The following is a 24,186-nucleotide window of genomic DNA, read 5'->3' on the forward strand; positions in this document are numbered from 1 at the left end:
TTTAGTTAATTTTCTTCAGAAGGCTTTTCTGAATCTGTTACGCCAAATTCGAAGGCTTTTGGATCGCGCATTGGCACAATCGTTGAAATGGCGTGCTTGTAAACCATCTGTGTAACATTGCTACGTAAAAGCACAACAAACTGATCAAATGAATCAACGCGCCCTTGTAGCTTTACGCCATTTACAAGATAAATTGAAACATTTATACGTTCTTTACGAAGCGCGTTAAGATAGGGGTCTTGAATTGGGAGTGCCTTGGCCGGCTTGGCTTTTTCCATTTTACTTTCCTTATTATTTTTTAATGGTATTCTAGCAGCTAATCGGGGTGTAGGTCCGGTTATTTAAAAAGCATAACATAGCCGTTGATTGTATGCTTAATAATTTTTATGTAAGCGCAAATAAGCCTTCAATTTGGCCAACTGTTCTTCTGCTTTAAATCTAGCAGGATCCATCTCCAGCATCGACGGCTCTTTTCTCAACCAGGTTAATTGACGCTTAGCTAGTTGACGGGTTGCTACTAATGATTTATCAAAGGCTGTTTCAAGATCATACTGACCCTCTAAGTAATCCCAAACCTGACGATAACCGACGCAACGAATAGAGGGTAAATCAGCTTTTAGGTCTCCACGCTGATAGAGCGCTCTCACTTCGCCAACAAAACCAGCCTCAAACATTATCTTCAGCCTTTGCTCTATCCGACCATGAAGCCACGCACGATCTTGTGGAATCAACCCTACTTTGCACAAGTTAACTGGCCAATTAGCTGATGATTGCTTTGCTTGCAATAGCGTTAAACTTTGGCCTGTCAGTTGGTATATTTCTAGGGCTCGAATCAGTCTTTGAGGATCATTAACATGAATGCGTGCCGCTGCACCTGGATCCACGCCCGCTAACACATCATGAAGCGCAGATGAATCAACTTGATAAGCCTGGGTTAACTCTGCCCTTATCTTAGCATCGGCACTTGGCAAATCAGCCAAACCCTGCTGTAGAGCATGAAAGTACATCATTGTGCCTCCAACAAGAACGGGCAAATGACCTCGCTGGTGGATTTGATCAACTAAACGCTTACAGTCATAAACAAACTCAGCAGCAGAATAGCTCTGCAAGGGATCAAGGATATCGATCAAGTGATGAGGGACTTGAGCCAACTCCTGCTTACTGGGTTTAGCTGTGCCTATATCCATCGTTTTATATATTAAGGCTGAATCAACACTTATTATTTCAATCGGATAGCTTTGTGCTAACGCCAGGGCCAGCGCAGTTTTTCCGCTGGCCGTCGGCCCCATAATGGCAATCACTGTTTTTTCATCTAGCAGTCGTTTTGTATTAAGCACTTTATTGGCCTCGCATAAACAAAGCGTCCAACTGCTTCATACTTAATTGAATCCAGGTTGGCCGACCATGATTACATTGAGACGACGAAGGCGTTTGCTCCATATCGCGGAGCAATGCATTCATTTCATGAAGACTGAGTTGACGGTTAGCGCGAACGGAACCATGGCACGCCATTGTTGATAATAATTGATTAATACGTTGGTCAATGCGCTCGGACTGATCGGTATTAGCCCAATCTGATAGCACATCTTGAACAAGTTGTGCAATGTCTGCTTTTGTAAGCAAACTGGGAACAGCATTAACTCTCAATTGCTGCGGCCCTAATGCTTCTAATTCAAATCCAAGCTCTGACCACCAGGCCTGGTGCTCCTCCCATGTTTTTATAAAAGCAGCATCCAGTGTTATAGATATTGGCACCAACAAGGGTTGTGATATAAAGCGCTGAGACTGCCACTGTTGTTTCATACGTTCGTAAACTATACGCTCATGCGCGGCATGCATATCGACCAGTATCAACCCCTGCTGATTTTCAGCTAAGATATAGACGCCATGTAACTGCATTTTTGCAAAACCCAGTGGCGGCATGTCTAAAGCAGAAGCAGGATTAGGTTTGACAAGTTCGCCAGACTGATAAGCTCCTGGTTTAGGCTCGGCCAGCGCTTGTAGAGGCCAGCTTAAGGGCTGCTGAAACTTGAGCGTACTTTTATAATCACCCGCTTGCGTTAAAGCAACCGACGGATTATATACAAAATCAAGCTTATGGAATGATTGATCAGCTTGAGGCTTATTTACGCTATCTTCCTGCGACAGGGGTTGTCTGAGCACACCACCTACTGACCGTCGTATAAAATCATAAATCCAACGACTTTGCGCAAATCGAACCTCATATTTCGCCGGATGCACATTTACATCCACTTGGTCGTGTGGCAAGCTCAAAAATAACACATAAGCAGGCTGTCGACCACTGTAGAGCACATCTGAATAGGCTTGCTTAAGCGCATGGAACAACAGCCTATCTCGGACGATTCGCCCATTAACAAAAATATACTGCATATCATTTTGAGCACGGTTAAAGCTAGGCAAACCCACCCAACCCTCGAGTTTGATCGCTTGCGACTCAAACTCAATATGAAGGCTTTGCTCTACAAACGCCTCACCCATTAATCGGGTTAAACGCTTCAGCTGCTGCTCTCTTGAATCAGCCGACTCCACCTGCCTAACCAACTTGTGGTTGTGTAGTAATTTGATACCCACATCCATCCTACTCAACATAGCCCGCTTCACCAACTCATCTATATGGCTAAACTCTGTTCGCGCTGCGCGCAAGAATTTTTTTCTTGCTGGCGTATTGTAAAATAAATCCTGAACCACTACACGAGTACCTAGATTGGCTGCGATGGGTTCTGGCTCGGTACAACTTCCACCCTCAGCCACTTTAATGCGCCAAGCACAATCAGATGTAGCCTGACGGCTGACCAGCTCAAAACGGGATACAGAACTAATACTAGCTAAGGCCTCTCCACGAAAACCCAAACTGGCTACCGCCGTTAGATCTTGATAGGTTTCTATTTTGCTAGTGGCATGTCGGCTAACGGCTAAGCCCAACTGCGACTTCGCTATACCTTGACCGTTATCTATAACCTGTATTGATTTTTCGCCACCCTCTTCAACGGAAATTGTGATTTCAGTTGCATTAGAATCTAATGCGTTTTCCAATAGCTCTTTTACTACAGATACTGGGCGCTCAACCACTTCGCCTGCGGCAATCTGGTTGGCTAGGGCATCAGATAGCTGCTTAATGGGACGGGTTAGATTATAGTGGGTCATAGTAAATTAGTCTGGATAGTTGAGTGACAAATTACTATTTTATCAAATAGCGCTTTGTCATTGAGCGCAAGTTAGTGAATTCAAGCTAGTCGGCGGCTACGGTTAACAAACCTTGTTTAACGGGTATTTTGAGTTCTCGCCCCACAAATAACTGGTTCGCATTAGTTAAATTATTTATTCGCATTAACTCTTGCACACTTACTTTATTTTCCAACGCAATTTCGGATAAGGTATCACCACGCTTAACGATATAACTTTTTTCAAATTGAACCATCATTTTGTCCGTAACAGGAACACGCAACTTTCGCCCTACATAAAGCTGGTTAGGATTACGTATATTGTTCAACCTCATCAATTCACGGACACTCACACCGTAATTCTGCGCTAACACGGATAAGGTATCACCCGGCTGCACATCAATGTTAACGTAGAGGCTTTCTCCCCAACGCGGCGCATGTCCTGTCTGCTCAATAAATCGACTCAACCCCTGCGTAACACTTCGCGCAAACGTAGCATGAAAGGAAGGGTCTTGCAACCGCCTCTCCTCATAGGGATTAGAAATAAATGCAGCCTCAATTAGCATTGAGGGCATATCAATGGATCTTAGCACCGCAAAACCAGCCGACTGTACCGTATTTTTATGTAAAGTCATATTGTTTTGCTGCATTTGAGCCAATACCGTTGCACCTAAATTTCGACTAGCTCTTAGATTAGCTTCTCGAGTAAGATCAGTGAGGACAGTAGCCACATCCATGTCTCTACCTGCCAACTGAATCACACCTAATGCCTTGTTTTCTTGTTGTGCAAGTTTTCTAGCCATAACGCTACTTGCACCCCGGTTAGACAGCACATAGATGGAACCCCCTCGAGGTGAACCTGATGGATAGGCATCTGCATGCACTGAAATAAAGATATCTGCCTGATGCCTACGAGCAATTTCAATTCGCTCATTTAGGTTTAAATACACATCCCTATCTCGTGTTAAGACCGCTCGCATTCCAGGTTGTTGATCAATTTCCCGCTTCAATCGTAATGATAAGGCTAGCACCACATCTTTTTCATAGACTCCAGTAGGCCCAATAGCACCTACATCTCGCCCACCGTGACCAGGATCAATAGCAACCACGAATTCTTTCTTGCTAGCAAAATCCCGGTTAGCATCAAGCAATGATTGAGTGGCCGCATTCCTTTCTACTTTCGGTGCGAAAGCAACGTCTGAAGAGGCGACCTTAGGAGCACTAATCGGTTTTGGACTTACTGGCTGAGGCCTACTGAGGTCTTCCACCAAAACCTGAGGCTTGCTTGGTACGGGGCTAAAAACATTTTTTTCTACAACGGGTGATGGTGCACTATTGGTTGCTAATTGAACTTGAGTCAAATCAATGACAAGCCGCTCAGGTCGGGTTGAAGTTTTATCAATAGTGAAATAACGAAATTGAAAAGCATCATGTAAATCTAGCACAACCCGGGTGCGTGCCTTATTAGTGGATAGTCGGATTCCAGCTAAGCGAGGGTCTTGAAAAAACTGACTGCGAAAAGAAACGGTACTCTGTGCCTTATGAAAATCAACCACAATACGGTCTGGGTTGCTCAAACGCATGATTTGATAGCTTTGGTTATTTTTAACTTCAAAAACAACGCGCGTCTGATCCGGTGTCTGGCCTAGGCGGATACTGCTAAGTTCAGCGGCGCTGGCTATCACAACCTGGCTAACCAAAACAAGCATTAACGCAAGCAGGCCTCGAAAAAGGGACAAGTAGGGTTTTTTAAAGTTCATAGGTTTATTACCATTTTGACAACACGCATGGTTTCATTGTAGAACATTAGCACATGAAATTACAATTACTTATTTAATCACAACAACTTGCAAATAGATTCTAGAGAACTTCTAGGTTAGTGATCTCATTCTTCAGCAGAGAAAAACGATGTTAAAACATCGATACAAAATCAGACCACTGCTGCCTAACTAACGCAGAACAGCCTTGAAGCTTTAGTTTTCGACCCTCTTCAGCTTGATAAATCTCAATAGATATATCGGCTGGTGGTAAAAAACCTTTAGCCTTATTTGGCCATTCTATCAATGCGATATAATCATGTGTTAATAAATCACGCACCCCTAAGTACTCCAACTCTTCAGGTTGGCATAAACGATATAAATCAAAATGATGTATGCACCATTCGTTAGTAGTGTAAGATTCTATTAAAGTATAAGTTGGACTTTTCACTCGCTGACCGGGTAAAAAGTGCTGAATAAATGCTCTTGAAAAGCAGGTTTTCCCCATGCCGAGATCACCTTCTAAATAAATAACCAGGCCTGGCTCTAGTAGTTTCAATCGTTGACACCGCTGTGCAAGCGCCTGGCCATACAGGATTGTCGATGACTCATCCACAAGATCAAAGGTTTTGCTAAAATTACGTTCATGAACCATCCAACACCTCCTCATAATAACGACGCACTAAGCCAACAAATAAAAACCTGGGCACATTCACTCGGGTTTGCGGATTGTGGTATCTGCTCAATTGACTTATCCAATTACGAACCCCTGTATTTTAACTGGCTAGAACAGGCGTTTCACGGAGAAATGCACTATATGGCTGCGCATGGAACCAAAAGGACAAGACCCAATGAGCTTATTCAGGGAACCCGCAGCATTATAAGCCTCAGAATGAATTATTTTGACACAAAAGCTCAACATCCTCTAAAACAACTTCACCAAACTGATCTTGCCTATATCTCCCGCTATGCACTCGGACGTGATTATCACAAGGTAATTCGCAACAAACTAAAACACTTGGTCCAAAAAATCCACCAGCTTCATCCAAACGCAGCCTGCAGAATTTTTGTAGACAGTGCTCCCGTTTTAGAGCGTCCGATCGCTGAAAAGGCGGGGCTGGGATTTATTGGAAAAAACAGTTTAGTTATTCACCCTAGAGCCGGGTCATGGTTTTTTTTGGCGGAAATTTATACTGATCTTGAGCTGCCAAATGATCAACCCTTTACCAAACAGGGCTGCGGACCTTGTCGTGCGTGCATTGTGGAATGTCCAACTCAGGCGATTATTGCCGATGGCGTTGTGGATGCAAGACGATGCATTTCATATTTAACTATCGAGTACAAAGGCTCAATACCCTTGGCGTTCAGGGCAGCCATGGGTAATAGGATCTATGGTTGTGATGATTGCCAATTAGTATGTCCATGGAACCATTTTACCCAACCGACACAAGAAGATGATTTTCTCCCTAGAAACCAACTTGATCGCGCAACCCTACTTGAATTATTTTGCTATGACGAACTTACGTTCAACAGAAAATTTGAGGGATCACCCATAAGAAGAATTGGGCATGAATCTTGGGTAAGGAACATTGCTATTGCACTGGGCAACAGTCCTGGTTCCAATGAAGTAGTGGAGACGCTAAAGTCAAGTCTTGGGCTTTATTCAGAACTAATAGATGAGCATATATATTGGGCACTAGACCAACAGAAGAAAAAACTTAATACCCCCATAGTAAAACTTAACACGCCTTATTTTGAAATAGACATAAACAAAATCAAGCCCTTTTTTGCAAAAAAGTACTACCTTCCAAAAGAAAAATAGGCTTTATCTCACTACTGAAAACATCACATCCGTGTCTACCAATACAATTACGTTGTCTTGATAATGAGCAACGCCTTGAATGTAAGCAGAACGACCCTCACGGTTTTCAGCCATTAAATCGACACACGACTCGGGTATATCCTTTACCTCTATGACGCGATCAACCATCAGTCCAACCGAAGTATCATCATCAATTTCAATAATTACAATTCTTGAGTCATCATCCGTTTGTTTAGCGGGAAGATGATACATTCCACGGCCATCTACTACCGTGACAATCACACCTCGGACATTAATCACACCAATCACATGATTACTTGCACCAGGCACTTCTCGTATTTGTCCGACCCTGAGCACTTCTCGTATTTTTTTTACATTGATTCCATAGACTTCAGAGTCCAGCTGGAATAGTACGCATCGAACAGTAACGCTTGAAAAACCCTCTTCATCGTTATCGACCGTGCCTCTTGGCAAAATTTGGCTCATCATAGCTACTTAAACCTCTCAATTAAACCTGGAAGATCAAGGATAAGCGCAATATTACCATTGCCTGTAATCGTGGCTCCGGCATAACCCTTAATGTTCTGAAGCATAACCCCTAAAGGCTTAATAACAACCTCCTCCTGACCATTTACCTGCTCAACAACCAAACCTACACGTTGATTACCAATCGAAACAATCACAATCTTATCGCCCTTTCGCTGGTCATCAAAATGACCAGGCCTTAACCATTCAGCCAAAAAGAACAATGGAAGACTTTTTTTACGCAAACGTACCATGGTTTGCCCATCAATGGTGTTCGTTTTGTTAGCATCATAATCAAAGATTTCTTGCACACTGGTTAAAGGAATCGCATAGCTATCATGGCCAAACGAAACCATAAGCGTGGGTAAAATAGCTAGCGTTAATGGAACACGAATTTTAATACGCGTACCCTCACCCACCGCAGAATCAATATCAATGCTGCCGTTAAGCTTGGTGATCATGTTTTTTACAACATCCATCCCAACACCACGACCGGAAAGATCACTCACCTGCTTAGCCAGAGAAAAACCTGCACTCATAATCAACATAAATGCTTGTTTGTCATCTAGCTGATTGGCGCTCGCTTCATCCATCATCCCCTTTTCAACCGCTTTGCGCCTTAACATGTCAGGGTCCATGCCTTTACCATCATCAGTAATAGACAGTAAAATATGATCGCCCTCTTGTTCAGCAGCCAGAACAATGCGGCCTGTTTTAGACTTTCCTGCATCTTCACGAACATCAGGCATCTCAATGCCATGATCAACAGAATTACGAACCAAATGCACTAATGGATCTGCCAACGCTTCCACAAGACCTTTGTCAAGATCTGTTTCCTCACCAACCAACTCGAGATCAATATCCTTACCTAGTTTACGAGCCAAATCACGAACAACGCGTGGAAAACGACCAAATACTTTTTTAACCGGTTGCATTCTGGTTTTCATCACAGACGCTTGCAAATCGGTTGTTACGTGATCAAGATTGCCCACCGCATTTGAAATATCTTCAAGACTTGCCTCTGCCGAACGAAGCGTAAGCAGACGATTACGAACTAATACCAACTCACCAACCAGGTTCATAATCGCATCAAGATGACGTGTATCTACACGAACAGTCGACTCACCTGCCGCTTTAGAGGCAGCGGGTACGGACGGTTCAGCTGATTTCTTGATAGGGGCTTTAGGTTTTGGCTTTACCGCTGGGGAGGCTTGGGGAAGGTCTTGAGGTTTATGCTCAGCACCGAGCAGAAGATCACGTTGACTTAAAAGCGCTTCAAATTCATCATCACTAATCTCGCCATCAGGGTCCACCCCCTCAGGCAACTGGAGCTTTGGTTCATTTGCTGGCTGGCTAGGCTCACCAAGCAATTGGTCTCGTTGATTAAGTAAGGCTTCAAACTCATCATCACTAATCTCGCCATCAGGATCCACCCCGTCAGGTAAGCTCAAGCTCACCTCGGGTATCACTGTAATTGCGGACGAAGTTTGCGCGGCCTCCTGAACTTCACCTTTAACAATAGCATCCAACTCGTCGAGCAGAACCGGGTCTATATCATCAAACTCACGAACACCATCACTTAACTCACCAATGATACGACTGATTTGATCAAAGGCACGAAGAATTACATCTGCAACATCCGCATCATAAGCCACCTCTTGATTACGAATTTTATCAAACACATTTTCTGCACGATGACACACCTGCACCAAGGAGGAAACACCTAAAAAGCCAGCCCCACCTTTAACCGTATGAAATCCACGAAAAATCGTATTAAGAAGATTAGAATCATCAGGAGAATTTTCAAGATCAACCAGTTGCTCGTTTAACTGATCAAGTAACTCGGTTGCTTCGACTAAAAAGTCTTGTAATATTTCTTCATCCACGCTGATACCCTCATGGCAAATCTATTCTTAATATGGATGAATAAGCAAGGTGTATGCCATCAATTAGAGCACCGTTTTTTAAGCACTAAAAACCTAGGTCAGCTAACAAATCATCTACGTCATCTTGGTTTTGAGCTGTTTTATTTTTATCTTGCTTTGTTGCAGCAGGCCCCACTCCTTTCATGTCTTCTGCTTGCTGATCAGTTTTACGCGGTGGTAAAGTTTCTAGCCCCTGGCCTGCGCGCTGTATAAGGTCTAACAGACTATGTTCAAACGCACCCACTACAACCAGCATTCTTTTCAGTACCTGACCTGTTAAATCTTGATAGGATTGAGCCTGCATAATTTCATTTACCTGCCGATTGATCAGTGTCAACGCCTCATCCAATTTTGCAGCATGTACATCTGACAGTTGATCTTTAAGCGTCTCAAGTTGATCTAGCGTCTGCCCAATCGATTCTGCTGAAGTGAGGGTAGCATCTACCGCCTGCTCTGTTGATGACAGAACATAATGAATACGCTCATTAAGGTCAGGCAAATCATGCTTAACCTGATGCATCAACTCAATATCATCGACCTCTTTAAGTGACTCATGCAGATTACGTGTCATTTTTCCTAGCGATTGATACAAAGACTGCTGTTGAGAAAAGGTTATTTTTTCAACCAGCTTTTCAGCTTCGTTATGATTGCCGGATTGCAGTGCATCCAGTAAATCAACAACATCCTGTTGATTTAAATCTTTAATTAGTGACATGAACACCTCACCTTTGATCGTTTGAATTTACACACCTTGGATAGGCTTAGCAGGTGATTGAATCGACTAAGCACCACGTCGCTGAAATATTTTCTGGATTTTTTCATTCAACGTTGCAGCCGTAAAAGGTTTTACAATATAACCATCCACCCCAGCTTGCGCGGCTTCAAGAATCTGACTACGCTTTGCCTCTGCAGTGATGAGCAAGAACGGTGTATCTTTAAGTTTTGCATCTGCACGAACATTTTTCAATAATTGCAAACCGGTCATTTGTGGCATATTCCAATCACTGACTATAAAGTCATACTTTCCAGTTTGAACCATCGGCCAAGCAGTCGCACCGTCATCAGCTTCATCGAAATAACTAAACCCTAACTCTTTTAATAAATTTTTTACAATTCGACGCATAGTAGAGAAGTCATCTACCACTAAGATCTTCATATCTCGATTAATACTCATAAATTTGTCCCTAAACTACATAACTTAAACTTTAATATTCTATCACGGCCTAAAGCCAATCAGATAACCTTGATCTTAATCGCTTGATGGCTTGACTATGGATTTGACTCACTCGTGATTCAGAGACATCTAGGACTTGACCGATTTCCTTCAAGTTCAACTCTTCATCATAATAAAGCGCCATGACCAAGCGCTCTCGTTCCGGCAATTGGTCAATCAACTCAGTTAATTTAAGCTTAAATCCACCCTCTGCTAATAGTGCTAAAGGGGAAGGAGCGTGCCCGTCAATCTGACCCTCTGAAAGCGAATCAGACTCAGGTTCGTCGATTGACATTAACTGTGCTGAACTAGTATCCAACAAAATATGATGATAATCGGCCAAACTAATCCCCATTTGTTCAGCTACTTCACTATCTCGAGCCTCACGCCCAACACGAGACTCAACTTGATGAATCGCTTCACTCACCGCTCTTGACTTTCTGTGGACTGAGCGAGGCGTCCAATCACCCTTTCTTATCTCATCAAGCATAGCACCGCGGATACGAATACCCGCATAGGTTTCAAAACTAGCACCCTGATCAGCACTGAACTTTTGAATAGCTTCAATCAAACCGATAACGCCAGCTTGAATTAAATCTTCTACAAACACACTGTCAGGCAAACGGCCTTTTAGATGGTAAGCAATTTTTTTTACTAGCGGAAGGTGACGCTCAACTTCAGAAGTTGTGTTATGCGCAGTCCCTTGCACTTGATTATATAAACTTGCACCATTCATTAAATAATGACTCCGTTAATCCCTGGTTCGTTTAAACAGTTTTTCAACAAAAGACTGTAAATATCCATTTTCACCTGAAGGTACTGGCCAGGTTTGTAATTTTTTAGCCATCGCCGCAAACGCTTGGGCTGATGGACTTGTAGGGTGACTCAAGGTTACAGGTGTTTGCTTTTGTACCGCATCTCGCAACGCATTATCAAAAGGAACGGTACCAAAAAAATCGATACGAACCTGCAAAAACTGCTCACATACCCTGGAAAACTTTTCATAAAGTCGTTGGCTGTGCGCAGGTGAACGGCTCATGTTTGAAACCAACCTAAAACGCGATATTTTATAATCACGACTCAACACTTTTATTAATGCATAGGCATCCGTAATAGAAGCAGGCTCATCACAAACCACCACTATCACCTCTTGAGCTGCACGACAATAACTGACTACACTATCGGCAATACCTGCCGCCGTATCAACAATCAGCACATCCAAATTATCTGACAAAGCAGAGAAAGCATTAATGATGCCAGCGTTTTCAACCGCACTGAGCTGAGACATACGTTTGACGCCTGATGCTGCAGGAATAATGCGTATTCCCGCCGGGCCTTCTACAATAACTTCTTGAAGCGTTTTCTCACCATCCAATACATGAGATAAATTAAAACGTGTTTGCAAACCTAGCATAATATCGACATTAGCCAAGCTCATATCCGCATCCATCAATAAAACCCGGCCACCTAGCTGACTCAACGATATGGCAAGATTAACAGAAAGGTTGGTTTTACCAACCCCACCTTTACCGCTTGCTACCGTCACTATTCTTACGGGTTTCTGACCCGAGATAGCAGAAGACAAGGTTTCTTTTAGTGTTTTTTTATTTTCAGCTTTTACTTCAGGTTCACGCATTGCCCTCAGGCCAGCCGCTTGATCATTGACCATTCACCAGCTCCTTTGCCATGCCCATACGGTATAACTGCTCATCAACATAAACAGGGTTTTGCTGGCCGAGCATAACGACGCGATCTACTAAATCAACAACTGTCATTTTTTGTAAATCCTCGGGGACGCGCTGCCCCACCGACACATAGGCCATAGGCAAATTGGCCTCAACCAAGACACTGACCACATTGCCAAGCTGAAGAGCTTCATCCAATTTCGTAAGAATGCAACCTTTTAACACGACCCGGCCAAAAGAGTTAACAATGTCCCGCATAACATTAAGTTGCGTTGCAGCCGATAAAACTAAGTAATTGCGTACCTTATCTGCACCAGAATGACCCGACGTTAACTGCTGGGATAATTGAAGATCTCGCTGGCTCATTCCAGCCGTATCAATAAGTACAAGCCGCTTCATATTTAAGGCATCAAGTAAAGCAAACAACTCAGCCTGTGTATTAGCGACATACACAGGGACGCCAATTAAGTCTGCAAAGGTTCTTAACTGCTCCTGAGCGCCGATCTTATAACAATCTGTTGTGATCAGCGCCAATTCTGCAGCACCATAACGCATTACAAATCGACTGGCTATTTTTGCAATCGTTGTTGTTTTACCAACCCCTGTCGGGCCAACTAACGCTACGATTCCTCCTGAGTCAATAATATCTCTTTCCACTTTAGGAATCATCGCTTCAATTTCTTGCAAAATAAAAGACCAGGCCTGGTCAGGCTCTTGTTGCTGACTTATATCTTTAACCAGTATTTGACAAATCTCCCAACTTAAGCCGAGCTTCATTAATCGTTTCATCAGCTCAACTTTAGTCGGTTCGGCTAATTCATTTTGACCCCATGCTAACCCTGATAGCTGTTGCTCGAGTAGCCGCTTAACCGCCTGAATTTCATTTGACATGCGGTCTAGCTCAGCATGATAGCCTTTAACGGGCGCTGGTTCAGCAGAAAAAGCGTCTTTATATAAAGGCCTTGAGGCGGTGCTTTTGGTTAAGTGAGCAGCATCGAGAGAGACAACGACTTCAACACCTTCAGCTAGCGCGCGTGAAGACATAATAATCGCATCCGGCCCCTGCTCTTCTCGCACCCGCGCCATAGCTTGACGCATCGTAGGGGCAACATAACGTTTTATTTTCAAAAAAAACTCCTATCCGCTAGCCATTACCAACATTGGCGACCACACTTATTTGCCTATTTTCTGGTACCTCAGAATAAGCCAGAATATGCAAATTAGCCAAACTGTATTTAAACAATCGAGCTAATTGAGCTCTAATCTGAGGGGCGACCAACAATACAGGCGGCTGCCCAGTCATTTCCAGTTTTTGAGCCTGCTCTTTTAGGGTTCCATGCAAACGTTCTGCTAAACCAGGATCTATAGCTAACTGCCCATCAGGAGCACCTTGCGTTGCTTGAATTAACAACTGCTCAAGAGAAGGCTCAAGGGTAATAACTTGCAACTGGCCATTAATACCAACAATATCCTGCACAATTGAGCGCCCTAGCGCAGCGCGAACATAAATCACAAGCTGAGCGGGATCGCGTGTTTGTGATGCTTTTTCGGACAAAGCTTCAACAATTGTTCGCATATCACGAAGTGACACTTTCTCATCAAGCAAACTTTGCAACACCTTGACCAACGCCGCGAGAGACAGCTGATCGGGAATCAACTCGTCCACCAGTTTGGGCGAGGTTTTCTTTAACTTATCTAACAACTGTTGCGTTTCATCAAATCCGAGTAACTCCGGCGAATAATCTTGAATCACTTGGCTAACATGGGTTGCAATCACCGTGCTTGAATCCACAACGGTATAACCTAATGCTTGAGCTTGATCTCTATCGGTTGTCACTATCCAGACTGCATCCAAACCAAAAGTAGGATCTTTTGTGGGCGTACCTGCAACCTCTCCATATACACTCCCTGGATTAATCGCCAGATCTCGTTCAGGCATCACCTCACCTTCGCCCGACGGCACCCCCATTAACATGATTCTATACTGATTTGGTTTCAAGTCCAAATTATCCCTAATGTGAACAGGTGGAACAAGAAACCCAAGTTCTTGTGAAACCTTTCGTCTGACACCTCGAATACGCTCAAGAAGCTGTCCATTTTGGCTGGTATCGACCATGGGAATAAGGCGGTAACCCACTTCTAAACCTAGCACGTCAACCTGCTGGACATCATCCCAGCTCAATTCGGACGGTTTTGTCGACGACTCCAGCTCTGGCTCAATATTTTCCTTTTCTTTAATAGCCTGCTTTTGTTGATTTTTATAAATATAGTAAGAGCCTAAACCTGCGAGAATAGCAAAGGATAAAAAAGCTAAATTGGGCATTCCAGGAATAACACCCATCACACCGACAATAGCTGCTGTCACACCCAGTGCTTGGGGGCTTGAAAACATTTGATTCTCAAGTTGCTGCCCCATATCTTCTTGATCACCTGATACACGGGTGACAATAATCGCAGTAGCCGATGATAATAACAATGCAGGAATTTGTGCAACCAAACCATCGCCAATAGTAAGCAAAGTATAGATCTCAACCGCCTCACCAAAACTTAAACCATGCTGGCCCACCCCTATCGCAAATCCACCAACAATATTAATCACCAAAATAATAATACCGGCTATCGCATCCCCTCGAACAAACTTACTCGCACCGTCCATTGAACCGTAAAAGTCGGCTTCAGCTGTAATCTCTTTGCGCCGCGCTTGAGCTTGATCCTGTGTAATCAAGCCCGCATTTAAGTCCGCATCAATAGCCATCTGTTTACCTGGCATCGAATCAAGTGTAAATCGTGCGCTTACTTCCGCAACACGCCCCGCCCCCTTGGTAACCACAACAAAGTTAATTAGCACCAAAATAGCAAATACCACTAAGCCTACTGCATAATTGCCACCAATTACGAACTCACCAAATGCCTCAATAACCTTGCCGGCTGCATCACCACCTTTATGCCCTTCAAGCAAAATGATACGCGTGGATGCAATGTTAAGTGACAAGCGAAACAAGGTCGCAATGAGAATAACGGTGGGAAAAACAGCAAAATCCAAAACTCTTTTGGCATAAACGGTGACCATTAAGATAACCAATGACAAAACAATATTAAATGTAAAGAAAATATCCAACAAAATAGCAGGGAGCGGAATGGTTATCATTCCAAGAAGAGCCAATATCGCAATTGGCGCACCTAAACCACGCTTAAACCACTTAATGGCGACCTTATAAAACGGCTTAAAATCCATAAATTGTGAACTACTTCTCTATTAAGGTGCTGTTTTTAAACTAGATGGAATATCAAGGTTTGAAACATCCAGTTTTTGTTTTTTATTTTCTTTTAATCCAAATACATAAGCCAACACCGCTGCAACCGCTTTAAACAACGCATGAGGTATAGGCTGTTCAGGTTCTGAATTATAGTATAAAGCCCGTGCAAGTTGAGGTGCTTGTACAATCGGAATCTGATTTTCTAATGCCGCTGTTCTGATTTGAGCCGCCATAAAATCCACACCCAGCGCCAATACGATAGGCGCATCCATTGAATCCGGGGCGTATTTAAGTGCAACTGAGTAATGGGTCGGGTTAGTAATTACTACATCGGCATCAGGAACACGTTGCATCATACGTCTTTGCGACATTTCTCGCTGGATTTGTCGAATACGTGCCTTGACCTCTGGATTACCTTCCTGCTGTTTATACTCCTCTTTAACCTCTTGCTTGGTCATTTTTAATTTATTTGTGTGTTGAATAACCTGAAAAGGCACATCAATCACGGCGATTATAATAAGCGCCAAACTCACCAGAATAAACGCCTCAACAATAATTTTGGCGGCATGAGCTAAGGCCGCATGCAAGGATTGGCTGCCTATCGACATCACTTCGCCAAGGGAATACCATAAAAATGCAATCGCTACCGCCAACACCAAGCCAAACTTACCTAGCGCTTTAAGTAGCTCCATCAAGGCTTGCATTGAGACCATGCGTTTTAAACCACTCAATGGGTTTAACTTATTAAACTTGGGGGCAAGCGCCTCAGTGCTAAAGTTAAATCCACCTAACAAGGAAGACCCTACAATCGCTACAAACAGCATTAACAAAAGAAAGGGCAATAACATCATAATAGAGGTCACCACTAGAGCCAACATATTATCAAGCATCTTTTTGGCGTCATACGCATGGTCACGATCAAGACTTAATCCACCCACCATGATCGTCTCAAAAGAAGCAATCATTTGCGAGCCAAAAAAGTACAAGAATAATGCGGCGGAAATAACCATCAAAAAAGTAGTTAATTCTTTAGAACGGGCTATATCGCCCTTCTCTCTTGCCTCGCGAAGTTTCTTCTCGGAAGGTTCTTCTGATTTTTCCTGGCCGTCTTCACTTTCTGCCATTGATTAATCCTAAGGGTTAAGTTCTAACATATTGATCCGATCAAACGCACGCGCCAAAAGCTCTTCAAGGTGAGGCAATATCATGGGTGTAATAAATATTAACATCACCAGGCCTGCCAATAGGGTTACAGGGAAGCCAACCGCAAAAATATTGAGTGCTGGCGCTGCACGCGTAATAACCCCAAATGAAATATTGATAAGCAATAAGGCCGTTATGGCTGGCAAGGCGATTAATACGCCCGCACTAAACATATAAGCACCAAATTCGACCACAGAACGCATGCTTTCGGCTGTTAAAAAGTGGCTGCCTACTGGAAGAAAATGGAAACTATCAACGACCGCATAAATAACCATAATATGGCCATCTAATGCCAAAAACAATAAAGTGGCCATAATAGTAAAGTATTGCGATACGACTGGCGCATTCACACCCGTAGCCGGATCAACCATCGATGCAAAGGCTAAACCCATCGCCATCGCAATCATATGACCTGCCATTACAAAAGCCTGAAAGACCACCAGAAATATAATCCCCATGGCTAAACCGATTAAAATCTGCTGCAGCATATACAACAAACCTAGCCATGTAAAAGGATCAACGGGTGGGGGCAGAGGCAACAAAGGGGCGACAGCGATAGTAATCACAAGGGTCAAAATCAAGCGTGAACGAACAGGTACCCCTTTCATACCAAACAGTGGAATTATCGACAACATGGTACCTATACGGACAAAGGGCCAGAAATACAAGCCTATCAACTGTAGATATTCGTGATAGGTAAACGTCACAGCTAACCTATTAAGTTCGGAATATTCATATACAGCTCAATGGTAAAGGATAATAGCGTTGTTAACATCCACGGCCCTGCAATGACCAGCGCAATACCGACCACTGCGAGTTTTGGAATAAAACTCAGTGTCATTTCATTAATTTGCGTGGCTGCCTGAAACATACCAATCAACAATCCGACCAGAAGAGCAGGAATCAATAAGGGAGCCGCTAGAAGTGTTACTACCTCCAGCATGCTCTGACCTAAGTTTAAAACTTGACCTGGCGTCATTTAAATCCCCCCTCCTACAACTACAAAACTATTTGCCAGAGTACCGACAACCAAAGCCCACCCATCAATTAATACAAAAAGCATCAACTTAAACGGCAAGGAAATAATCATCGGTGACAACATCATCATCCCCATGGACATCAATAAACTAGCGACCACTAAGTCAATAATTAAAAACGGGATAAAAATCATAAAACCAATTTGAAACGCCGTTTTCAATTCACTGGTCATAAATGCTGGCACGAGTATTCTAAGCGGCACTTCACTTGGCTCCAAGAGTTCTACATCAGCCATTTCAGCAAACATGGCAAGATCACTTTCACGTGTCTGCTCAATCATAAACTGATGCATCGGCACCATCGCCGTTTCAACGGCTTGCCTGAAATCCATCTGCTCTTCTAAATAAGGATCAATCGCCGTTTGATAAATCCGATCCAGCACAGGTGCCATAATAAATAGGCTTAAAAAGAGCGCTAAACCAATTAAAACTTGAGTAGACGGAGTTTGCATGGTACCCAAAGCCTGCCTAAGAAGCGCAAGTACAATAATAATACGTAAAAAAGAAGTAGTCGCAATTAAAGCAGCCGGCAACAGGGTCAAACCTGTCATTAACAGCAGTATTTGCAAGGTTAAGGTATAGTCTTGATTACCCTCAGCATCGGTTTCAACCGTAAAAGCCGGAATTCCAGGCATCGCATAGGTTGAAAGCGGCATCAAACCAAGAGCGAGATAAACAATAAACTTAAGGTGTGTCACTGGACTTTCTTTGCATAATAGCTTCCTGAAAACGCTTGGCAAAACTAGAAGAATTAAAGCCTGCAACCTTACCATCTTGCCCGTCTTCCTCTAAGGTTATCGGCTGTTCGAGTTTATGAAGTGTTGATATTTTAGTTGTTGTGACCCCTACCAGCAACTGCTCATCCCCCACCTGTATTAGCATAATGCGTTCTCTCTGTCCAACGGATAACACACCCAAAACTGAAAGCTTCCCATCAGCCACACTGGCAAAACGGCCAAAACGTCGCAACATCCAAGCGCCAATAAAAATGATTAACAACACCAGCAATAGCGAAACCATTATTTGACCCAAGTAATCCCCAGGCCTTATTAATGAACCACCACTTATTACCGTAGGCTCTTGTGCCAAAGCGCTTGAAGCCATACCCAGCAAACCCAAGCCAGCATATGTGAATCTATACTGGCGCTTCATCTTAATTTCTTAATACGTTCTTGCGGACTGATCACATCCGTTAAACGTACCCCAAATTTATCATTAACTACCACCACTTCACCGTGTGCAATTAGCGTTCCATTTACCAATAAATCAAGTGGCTCACCCGCCAAACGATCCATCTCAATAACCGAGCCTTGGGTGTAAGACAATAAACTTCGTATAGGCACTTTGGTGCGGCCAATTTCCAATTGAAGTGTTACAGGGATGTCCAACAGCACATCCAAGTCAACTCGATGCCCATTACCGTTTGTGAAGTTCAACTCCTCAAACTCTGCCGCTTTGGCGTCAGGTTTATCACTTACCGATGTCTTGGACTCGGCCTTTGCTTGTTCATTTAGCGCATCTGCCCATGGATCATCTTCTGCACTCGCATCGCCCTCAGAAGATTCAGCGTCAGCCTGCTCCTTTAAAGCATCACCCCACGCGTCTAACTCATCTTGCTCACTCATTAAACCAATCCTTTGTATTTTCTATTATCCGGTCAGAATAAGCCGGATGGCGGACAACTTCCTGAACCTTGATTGCCTTTTTATCATTACTAATTCCAACTTTGCCGCGTGCAATAGGGATATCTTCAACTTTAAGGGAAACCATTTTAGGCATATCTATTGGAATAATATCACCCTTCTCCATTTTTAAGACATCCTGCATAAACATTGAAACTTCCGTCAAACTCGCACTTAATGATACCTCAATATTTTTCGCTTCTTCACGTAACGTTTTTGACCAATGGGTATCCCCATCACCTTGCAAGTTCTGCATGCCCTCTTCAAGCTTTTCTCTTACAGGTTCAAGCATGCCATAAGGCATAACGATATCAATACGCCCCTCAACTCCCTCAAACCGAACATTTATGGGGCTAATTACAATCATATCAGTGGCATCGACAATAGCAGCAAACTTGGGGTTCATCTCAGAGTGCATATATTCAATTTCAATATCCATAACAGGAGCCCAGGCCTTCCTTAAGGTCTGATTAGCTATATCTAAGATACTCCTAATCATACTCATCTCGACGGGGGTATAATCTCTTCCCTCAATTTTAAAGGGTAGCAGGCCTGTTCCGCCAAAATAAATATCTACCGCCGTAAAAATAAGTTTTGAATCCAAAGTAAACAAAGCAACCCCATTTAGGGGTTCAATGCGGTAAATATTTAGGCTTGTTGGAACAAAAAGATTGCGAAGATAGTCAATCATTTTAATAATTTTGACTTCGCCGGCTGCAACCTCAACCGTAGAAAGAATCATTTCATTAAAATGTCGCTGAAAACTTCGCGCAAAGCGCTCATTGATAATATCAAGTGCAGGCAAGCGTCCACGGATGATTCGCTCTTGGTTGGTAAAGTCAAAGGTCTTGGCGATAGATGAATCTGCTAAATCATCATTTTCAGCCTCTACATCACCATCACCCATCCCCCGTAAAAGGGCATCAACCTCATCTTGACTGAGGATATCATCCATTTATAAACTCGATCACTGGGTTACAAAACGTGTAATAAAAATATTCGCCACCAAGTCTGGGAAGATACCATTGTCTTCTGCGACCTTTCTGACTGCTTCTAAAACGCGCTGCCTAACCACCTCTTGACCATCATCGGCACTTATTTCAGTATAAGTCACCCGTCTTAAAAGCATTTGAATATCATTTTGTAAGATCGGTCGCAAATGTTCCATATCCTCAATAACTTCAGGAAAACGTGACATGATATTTAAATCTACTGCAATAAAGCGGGCTCGTCCTTCACCCCGAAAATTAACCACGAACTTCATTTCCAGGTATGAGGGAGGGGTTCCTGCTCTAGGCTGGGCATATTGTTTAAAAACTGGGGAGAACTCCATCACTTCTTGCATCTCAGATTTGGATTTGTCACCACCGCTAGAGGTTAACAGCAACATCGTCATGACCCCTATGCCCACCAACAACAGAACAATAACGACTAGTAACGCAATAACTAACCCTTTACCACCGCCTTTTTTTTCTTCTGGTTCTACTTTTTCATTTTTTGCCATAACAACCTCTATTTTTTAGAATTTAAATAGCTGGACTTGAATCCACAAGTTAATTATTCTTATTTTAAACCAAAGTACTCATTAATTCAGTCCGTGTTTAATTATTTTACGAATTAAAAAACCCCAAGGGTTGAGCAGTATAATAAAGTGCCAACACATTGGGGTCGTTTGGAGGGTCTAATTTGTACTTATTTTAAAACCGCACTCAGTGTTTTCTGCACCGCTTCTAGTTGCGCTAACGAATTAGCAATCACATGTAACGACTCGCTTACTTTTTCAGCTTGCAGCTGAGTCGTTTCTACTCGCTCTTGACCATTCTCCATGACCTTGACAGCACTTCTGGCTCGCTGCTGCAAGCCTTCAATAATGGCTTGAATTTCAGTTGTAGCTTGTTGCGTTTTACCCGCAAGAATCCTAACTTCATCCGCTACAACCGCAAATCCACGTCCATGCTCACCGGCACGTGCCGCCTCAATAGCCGCATTTAACGCCAATAAATTTGTTTGCTCAGCAATATCACGTATCAATACAAGTACAGTTCCAATATTACTACTATCCGATTCAAGCTGCTTAATAACACCCGTTGCACGCGTTACCTCATCAGTTAAACCACCGACCTCGGTAATCACTTTCTGAACCGACTTTATTCCAGCCTGAGAGCCTTTACCCATATCCTGTACAGCCTGCTCGACCTGATCAGAAAGATTAACAATTTCAGTCATATCACTTTTATTTTTGGCGCCAGCTGAAGCTAACTGTTGACTAACCAACTCTTCCTGCGCAGATTCAAGTGCCTGGTTAAGCTGTTTTATTTGCTGCTGCTGTGTTTGAGTTTTTGTCTGATAACTTTCAATTTCTTGCTGGCGATGATCTAGCGTTTTCTGAGCCTGCTTTAATAAACCATTAAGTGCACGAAGCAGTTTCGGATCTGTATTTTGTGCAGCCAATGCCTGATCAAATCGCTTTTCTTCAGACAGGTTTATTAGCTCATCAACCAACTCTGCTTGATCACAAACACCTGATTTGTTACACCAAATAAGATAGACCAAAGCACTTGCAATGACGGCTGTTACCCCTGCAGCAATAACAATATAGCCCACCAGTGAACCCACGCCAATTTCTGAACTCGCAAAAGCAATACCGGGCAATGTACTAATAGCCAAAGCTATTAGCCTCGTGTTTGTTTTCATCTTTCTCTCCTAAACATAAAAATCAATTAAATTATCTGACTGAATTGTTTTATTTACTGTTTCTTCAGTCGCTTCACTTTCATCGCTAGAATTTGCGGTGTTTTGTGAGCTTTGCTGCTCCCTGCTATCATCAAAAATTGCTTCATCTTCGACATTAACATCACTAAAGGCAATGCCTGCCTCTGATAACATTTCTTTAAGCCGTGGAATTGCTGCTTCAAGCGCTTCTTTGGTTGCACCCAGTTGCGCACTAATTGAAACACTTACCATTTGATCGCGATCTAACTGCAACCTAAGCTGTATGGGGCCCAATTTTTCTGGGTTTAAGCTAATCTGCGCTTGCTGCATTTGCTGATTAGCCATAAACACAATGCGCCTTCCCAATGCCTCATTCCATTTTGCATGGTTAAGTGGGTAACTTATAGACGCCAAAGTTGCAATGGTAGCGGGTCGATCTGCCCTTGCCGATTGGTCGGGCGTTGGTGGCAAGAGTGCATCTTTAGTCAAATCCGTTTTACGCTCCGAGTCTCTTAACACGGCTTGCTGCTCACCAACTTGTAGTTGACGAACAGCCTGTTGGACAAAAGATTGCAGCTGCATCGCTTGATTATGTTGTACATTAAGTGATAACTCACCACTCAACTTATTAGGCAGCTCGCTAAAAAAAGCGGTAGATAAGGTTTGTAAACCCGTACCCCTGTTTAACAAGGGGTTTACTTTTGCTTCAGCGTTTAAAATCGCCGGTTTCCCCGCAGAGTTTAGAGTATTAATTTGTGCCAAAAAAGTAGAAGAAAACGGGACTTGTACTACCTGACCCGCTAAACTCCAAACATCTGTTTCAGGCAGTTGATAACTATTAACAAAACCTTGACCAACCTCACTGTCTTGCGCTCTAACACCCAGTGAATCAACAAGATTAACGGGTTGATTTAACGGTAAAACCTGGTTATATTCAACATCAAACCTTGGTAAATGAAGCTCAGGGTTATCAAGCTTTTCTGATTTAATATCGTCACCTAACTGCATCATAACAGCTTGATCCAGCACCAGGCCTGGTTGTGGGTCCTTATCAGTAGCTGGTTCTATTAAACCATCCAACTGACTTGAGCGATTTAATTCTTCACTCTGCAGCCCTGTCGCTTGCAAGTTAGTGGCCTCTGGCAACGGCCTGTTTATCTTTGCTTGAGACAATGACCAAGAACCTTCCTTCGACTTGACTGCGTTGGCCTGGTTATAATTAGTTTCAATTAGCGGCAAATAAGCTTCAGGCTTATCAAGCTTTTCTGATTTAATATCGTCACCTGACTGCATCATAACAGCTTGATCCAGCACCAGGCCTGGTCGTGGGTCCGTATCAGTAGCTGGTTCTATTAAACCATCCAACTGACTTGAGCGATTTAATTCTTCACTCTGCAGCCCTATCGCTTGCAAGTTAGTGGCCTCTGGCAACGGCCTGTTTATCTTTGCTTGAGACAACAAGGAGTGCTCAGTAAACGAAGATTTAGGGTGAGCCGATTTATCTAGCTCATCAGTTAGAGGTGTTTGCATTAACATAGCAAGCTGTTTTTTGAATAGTTTCAATTCAAAAGAAGGCTCGCTTAAATTCATCGAATGCATTGAATCCTCCAGATTTAAACCTGGAAAAGATGCTGTTCGATCTGCGCTGTGAAAAACTGAATTTAACAAATCTATCACTCTTCTACTTAATTCAATTAAATAAAATACCTCTTAGACTTGGTTAAGCAATAGCCGTGCCGAAAGCACCAAACTATCGCTTATAATCCTGTGCCGCTAATTCGTCCAGCATTTTTTGTTCAGTTCGATCGGCAGCCTTAATCTCTTGACGCACTAAGTTTTGATATACCTTATCCAGCGCCTGCAAACGTATACGTTTATCTAACCATTGTTGCTGGGCCTGCTCAAGCATTTCCTCCATTGAACTAAGTTGCTTTTGCTGCCCCTCGATCGCAAGATTTAATTTATTTATAAAGGCTTGCGTAGTTTGAAGTTGAATCGGCAAGATGTGACCACTAGCGGTGAGTCTTGCCATATATTCATTTCGATAACTTTTTAAGTCATTCAATTGCTGCGCAGTAAACTCAAGATTTAATCTCAACTCCTTAAGCGTAAGCTGGGCCTTATCAACATCCTGTTCAGCAAGCTCAACAAGCGTTTTAATCCGCCGAGATCGACTCATAAAAAAA

General features: G+C 43.1%; 25 protein-coding genes. 1 reads left to right on the top strand and 24 read right to left on the bottom strand.

Translation table 11 applies throughout. The features are described from left to right. Positions 1–5: 5 nt before the first annotated feature. The 5 genes from hfq to tsaE form a co-directional block, all read right to left on the bottom strand. Positions 6–278, bottom strand: a complete 273-nt coding sequence (hfq, locus tag P8S55_RS01375; protein WP_289224508.1) for an RNA chaperone Hfq — start codon at positions 276–278, stop codon at positions 6–8. 96 nt (positions 279–374) lie between these two features. Then, complete coding sequence (gene miaA / locus P8S55_RS01380; protein ID WP_289224509.1) at positions 375–1,337, bottom strand: tRNA (adenosine(37)-N6)-dimethylallyltransferase MiaA; 963 nt, start codon at positions 1,335–1,337, stop codon at positions 375–377. A gap of 1 nt (position 1,338) precedes the next feature. Next, positions 1,339–3,165, bottom strand: a complete 1,827-nt coding sequence (mutL, locus tag P8S55_RS01385; RefSeq protein WP_289224510.1) for a DNA mismatch repair endonuclease MutL — start codon at positions 3,163–3,165, stop codon at positions 1,339–1,341. An 85-nt stretch (positions 3,166–3,250) separates the two neighbouring features. After that, on the bottom strand, positions 3,251–4,942 hold the full coding sequence (locus tag P8S55_RS01390) for an N-acetylmuramoyl-L-alanine amidase (RefSeq protein WP_289224511.1): 1,692 nt from the start codon (positions 4,940–4,942) through the stop codon (positions 3,251–3,253). 151 nt (positions 4,943–5,093) lie between these two features. Further along, a complete protein-coding gene (gene tsaE, locus P8S55_RS01395; RefSeq protein WP_289224512.1) occupies positions 5,094–5,594 on the bottom strand; it encodes a tRNA (adenosine(37)-N6)-threonylcarbamoyltransferase complex ATPase subunit type 1 TsaE in 501 nt (166 codons plus the stop codon). Between tsaE and queG the strand changes: the two genes are divergently transcribed. Next, a complete protein-coding gene (queG, locus tag P8S55_RS01400; protein ID WP_289224513.1) occupies positions 5,586–6,761 on the top strand; it encodes a tRNA epoxyqueuosine(34) reductase QueG in 1,176 nt (391 codons plus the stop codon). The two genes, tsaE and queG, sit on opposite strands and share 9 nt — an antisense overlap. Before the next feature lie 3 nt (positions 6,762–6,764). Here queG and P8S55_RS01405 read toward each other — a convergent pair whose 3' ends face one another. The 19 genes from P8S55_RS01405 to fliJ form a co-directional block, all read right to left on the bottom strand. Beyond that, positions 6,765–7,250, bottom strand: a complete 486-nt coding sequence (locus P8S55_RS01405; protein ID WP_289224514.1) for a chemotaxis protein CheW — start codon at positions 7,248–7,250, stop codon at positions 6,765–6,767. A gap of 2 nt (positions 7,251–7,252) precedes the next feature. Beyond that, a complete protein-coding gene (locus tag P8S55_RS01410; protein WP_289224515.1) occupies positions 7,253–9,172 on the bottom strand; it encodes a chemotaxis protein CheA in 1,920 nt (639 codons plus the stop codon). A gap of 85 nt (positions 9,173–9,257) precedes the next feature. Continuing rightward, positions 9,258–9,926, bottom strand: coding sequence for a protein phosphatase CheZ (locus P8S55_RS01415; protein ID WP_289224516.1), 669 nt, complete (start codon positions 9,924–9,926; stop codon positions 9,258–9,260). 66 nt (positions 9,927–9,992) lie between these two features. Next, a complete protein-coding gene (locus P8S55_RS01420) occupies positions 9,993–10,385 on the bottom strand; it encodes a chemotaxis response regulator CheY (protein WP_503010373.1) in 393 nt (130 codons plus the stop codon). A gap of 49 nt (positions 10,386–10,434) precedes the next feature. Continuing rightward, positions 10,435–11,160, bottom strand: coding sequence for an RNA polymerase sigma factor FliA (locus P8S55_RS01425; RefSeq protein ID WP_289224517.1), 726 nt, complete (start codon positions 11,158–11,160; stop codon positions 10,435–10,437). A 15-nt stretch (positions 11,161–11,175) separates the two neighbouring features. Continuing rightward, complete coding sequence (locus P8S55_RS01430) at positions 11,176–12,093, bottom strand: MinD/ParA family protein (RefSeq protein WP_289224518.1); 918 nt, start codon at positions 12,091–12,093, stop codon at positions 11,176–11,178. Further along, positions 12,083–13,237: a flagellar biosynthesis GTPase FlhF gene (gene flhF / locus P8S55_RS01435; protein ID WP_289224519.1), complete on the bottom strand. Its 1,155-nt coding sequence runs from the start codon at positions 13,235–13,237 to the stop codon at positions 12,083–12,085. The genes P8S55_RS01430 and flhF overlap by 11 nt, the downstream gene beginning before the upstream one ends. 16 nt (positions 13,238–13,253) lie before the next feature. Further along, positions 13,254–15,344 carry a flagellar biosynthesis protein FlhA gene (gene flhA, locus P8S55_RS01440; protein ID WP_289224520.1) on the bottom strand — a complete coding sequence of 697 codons (2,091 nt, stop codon included), beginning with the start codon at positions 15,342–15,344 and terminating at the stop codon, positions 13,254–13,256. Between the two features lie 21 nt (positions 15,345–15,365). Next, positions 15,366–16,490, bottom strand: coding sequence for a flagellar biosynthesis protein FlhB (gene flhB, locus P8S55_RS01445; protein WP_289224521.1), 1,125 nt, complete (start codon positions 16,488–16,490; stop codon positions 15,366–15,368). 9 nt (positions 16,491–16,499) lie between these two features. Beyond that, positions 16,500–17,276, bottom strand: coding sequence for a flagellar biosynthetic protein FliR (gene fliR, locus P8S55_RS01450; protein ID WP_289224522.1), 777 nt, complete (start codon positions 17,274–17,276; stop codon positions 16,500–16,502). A 2-nt stretch (positions 17,277–17,278) separates the two neighbouring features. Then, complete coding sequence (gene fliQ, locus P8S55_RS01455) at positions 17,279–17,548, bottom strand: flagellar biosynthesis protein FliQ (RefSeq protein WP_289224523.1); 270 nt, start codon at positions 17,546–17,548, stop codon at positions 17,279–17,281. Next, a complete protein-coding gene (fliP, locus tag P8S55_RS01460) occupies positions 17,549–18,262 on the bottom strand; it encodes a flagellar type III secretion system pore protein FliP (RefSeq protein ID WP_289225287.1) in 714 nt (237 codons plus the stop codon). Positions 18,263–18,290: 28 nt separating this feature from the next. Then, on the bottom strand, positions 18,291–18,758 hold the full coding sequence (gene fliO / locus P8S55_RS01465; protein ID WP_289224524.1) for a flagellar biosynthetic protein FliO: 468 nt from the start codon (positions 18,756–18,758) through the stop codon (positions 18,291–18,293). Continuing rightward, positions 18,755–19,231, bottom strand: coding sequence for a flagellar motor switch protein FliN (gene fliN, locus P8S55_RS01470; RefSeq protein ID WP_289224525.1), 477 nt, complete (start codon positions 19,229–19,231; stop codon positions 18,755–18,757). Before fliN ends, fliO begins: the two co-directional genes overlap by 4 nt. Beyond that, complete coding sequence (gene fliM / locus P8S55_RS01475) at positions 19,224–20,243, bottom strand: flagellar motor switch protein FliM (protein WP_289224526.1); 1,020 nt, start codon at positions 20,241–20,243, stop codon at positions 19,224–19,226. Before fliM ends, fliN begins: the two co-directional genes overlap by 8 nt. A gap of 12 nt (positions 20,244–20,255) precedes the next feature. Beyond that, a complete protein-coding gene (locus P8S55_RS01480) occupies positions 20,256–20,792 on the bottom strand; it encodes a flagellar basal body-associated FliL family protein (RefSeq protein WP_289224527.1) in 537 nt (178 codons plus the stop codon). Between the two features lie 188 nt (positions 20,793–20,980). After that, positions 20,981–21,982 carry a methyl-accepting chemotaxis protein gene (locus tag P8S55_RS01485; protein ID WP_289224528.1) on the bottom strand — a complete coding sequence of 334 codons (1,002 nt, stop codon included), beginning with the start codon at positions 21,980–21,982 and terminating at the stop codon, positions 20,981–20,983. A 9-nt stretch (positions 21,983–21,991) separates the two neighbouring features. Further along, entirely contained in the window at positions 21,992–23,599 is a 1,608-nt protein-coding gene (locus P8S55_RS01490) for a flagellar hook-length control protein FliK (protein WP_289224529.1), read from the bottom strand. 151 nt (positions 23,600–23,750) lie between these two features. Next, the gene (gene fliJ / locus P8S55_RS01495; RefSeq protein WP_289224530.1) at positions 23,751–24,179 is read right to left on the bottom strand and encodes a flagellar export protein FliJ; all 429 of its coding nucleotides are present in this window, start codon (positions 24,177–24,179) and stop codon (positions 23,751–23,753) included. Positions 24,180–24,186 lie beyond the last annotated feature (7 nt).

It is taken from the genome of Thiomicrospira sp. R3, from assembly GCF_029581415.1.
In the GTDB taxonomy this organism is placed as follows: Bacteria; Pseudomonadota; Gammaproteobacteria; order Thiomicrospirales; family Thiomicrospiraceae; genus Thiomicrospira.

Bases quoted from the DNA above. Each gene is read 5' to 3' on its own strand.
- fliM (WP_289224526.1), bottom strand. From the start codon at position 20,243: ATGGATGATATCCTCAGTCAAGATGAGGTTGATGCCCTTTTACGGGGG.
- P8S55_RS01405 (WP_289224514.1), bottom strand. From the start codon at position 7,250: ATGATGAGCCAAATTTTGCCAAGAGGCACGGTCGATAACGATGAAGAG.
- fliN (WP_289224525.1), bottom strand. From the start codon at position 19,231: ATGAGTGAGCAAGATGAGTTAGACGCGTGGGGTGATGCTTTAAAGGAG.
- P8S55_RS01490 (WP_289224529.1), bottom strand. From the start codon at position 23,599: ATGCATTCGATGAATTTAAGCGAGCCTTCTTTTGAATTGAAACTATTC.
- P8S55_RS01420 (WP_503010373.1), bottom strand. From the start codon at position 10,385: ATGAGTATTAATCGAGATATGAAGATCTTAGTGGTAGATGACTTCTCT.
- flhB (WP_289224521.1), bottom strand. From the start codon at position 16,490: ATGGCAGAAAGTGAAGACGGCCAGGAAAAATCAGAAGAACCTTCCGAG.
- hfq (WP_289224508.1), bottom strand. From the start codon at position 278: ATGGAAAAAGCCAAGCCGGCCAAGGCACTCCCAATTCAAGACCCCTAT.
- fliP (WP_289225287.1), bottom strand. From the start codon at position 18,262: ATGCCGCTTTCAACCTATGCGATGCCTGGAATTCCGGCTTTTACGGTT.
- flhA (WP_289224520.1), bottom strand. From the start codon at position 15,344: ATGGATTTTAAGCCGTTTTATAAGGTCGCCATTAAGTGGTTTAAGCGT.
- fliO (WP_289224524.1), bottom strand. From the start codon at position 18,758: ATGAAGCGCCAGTATAGATTCACATATGCTGGCTTGGGTTTGCTGGGT.
- P8S55_RS01415 (WP_289224516.1), bottom strand. From the start codon at position 9,926: ATGTCACTAATTAAAGATTTAAATCAACAGGATGTTGTTGATTTACTG.
- P8S55_RS01430 (WP_289224518.1), bottom strand. From the start codon at position 12,093: ATGGTCAATGATCAAGCGGCTGGCCTGAGGGCAATGCGTGAACCTGAA.
- P8S55_RS01390 (WP_289224511.1), bottom strand. From the start codon at position 4,942: ATGAACTTTAAAAAACCCTACTTGTCCCTTTTTCGAGGCCTGCTTGCG.
- mutL (WP_289224510.1), bottom strand. From the start codon at position 3,165: ATGACCCACTATAATCTAACCCGTCCCATTAAGCAGCTATCTGATGCC.
- tsaE (WP_289224512.1), bottom strand. From the start codon at position 5,594: ATGGTTCATGAACGTAATTTTAGCAAAACCTTTGATCTTGTGGATGAG.
- P8S55_RS01425 (WP_289224517.1), bottom strand. From the start codon at position 11,160: ATGAATGGTGCAAGTTTATATAATCAAGTGCAAGGGACTGCGCATAAC.
- fliJ (WP_289224530.1), bottom strand. From the start codon at position 24,179: ATGAGTCGATCTCGGCGGATTAAAACGCTTGTTGAGCTTGCTGAACAG.
- fliQ (WP_289224523.1), bottom strand. From the start codon at position 17,548: ATGACGCCAGGTCAAGTTTTAAACTTAGGTCAGAGCATGCTGGAGGTA.
- P8S55_RS01485 (WP_289224528.1), bottom strand. From the start codon at position 21,982: ATGAAAACAAACACGAGGCTAATAGCTTTGGCTATTAGTACATTGCCC.
- P8S55_RS01480 (WP_289224527.1), bottom strand. From the start codon at position 20,792: ATGGCAAAAAATGAAAAAGTAGAACCAGAAGAAAAAAAAGGCGGTGGT.
- queG (WP_289224513.1), top strand. From the start codon at position 5,586: ATGAACCATCCAACACCTCCTCATAATAACGACGCACTAAGCCAACAA.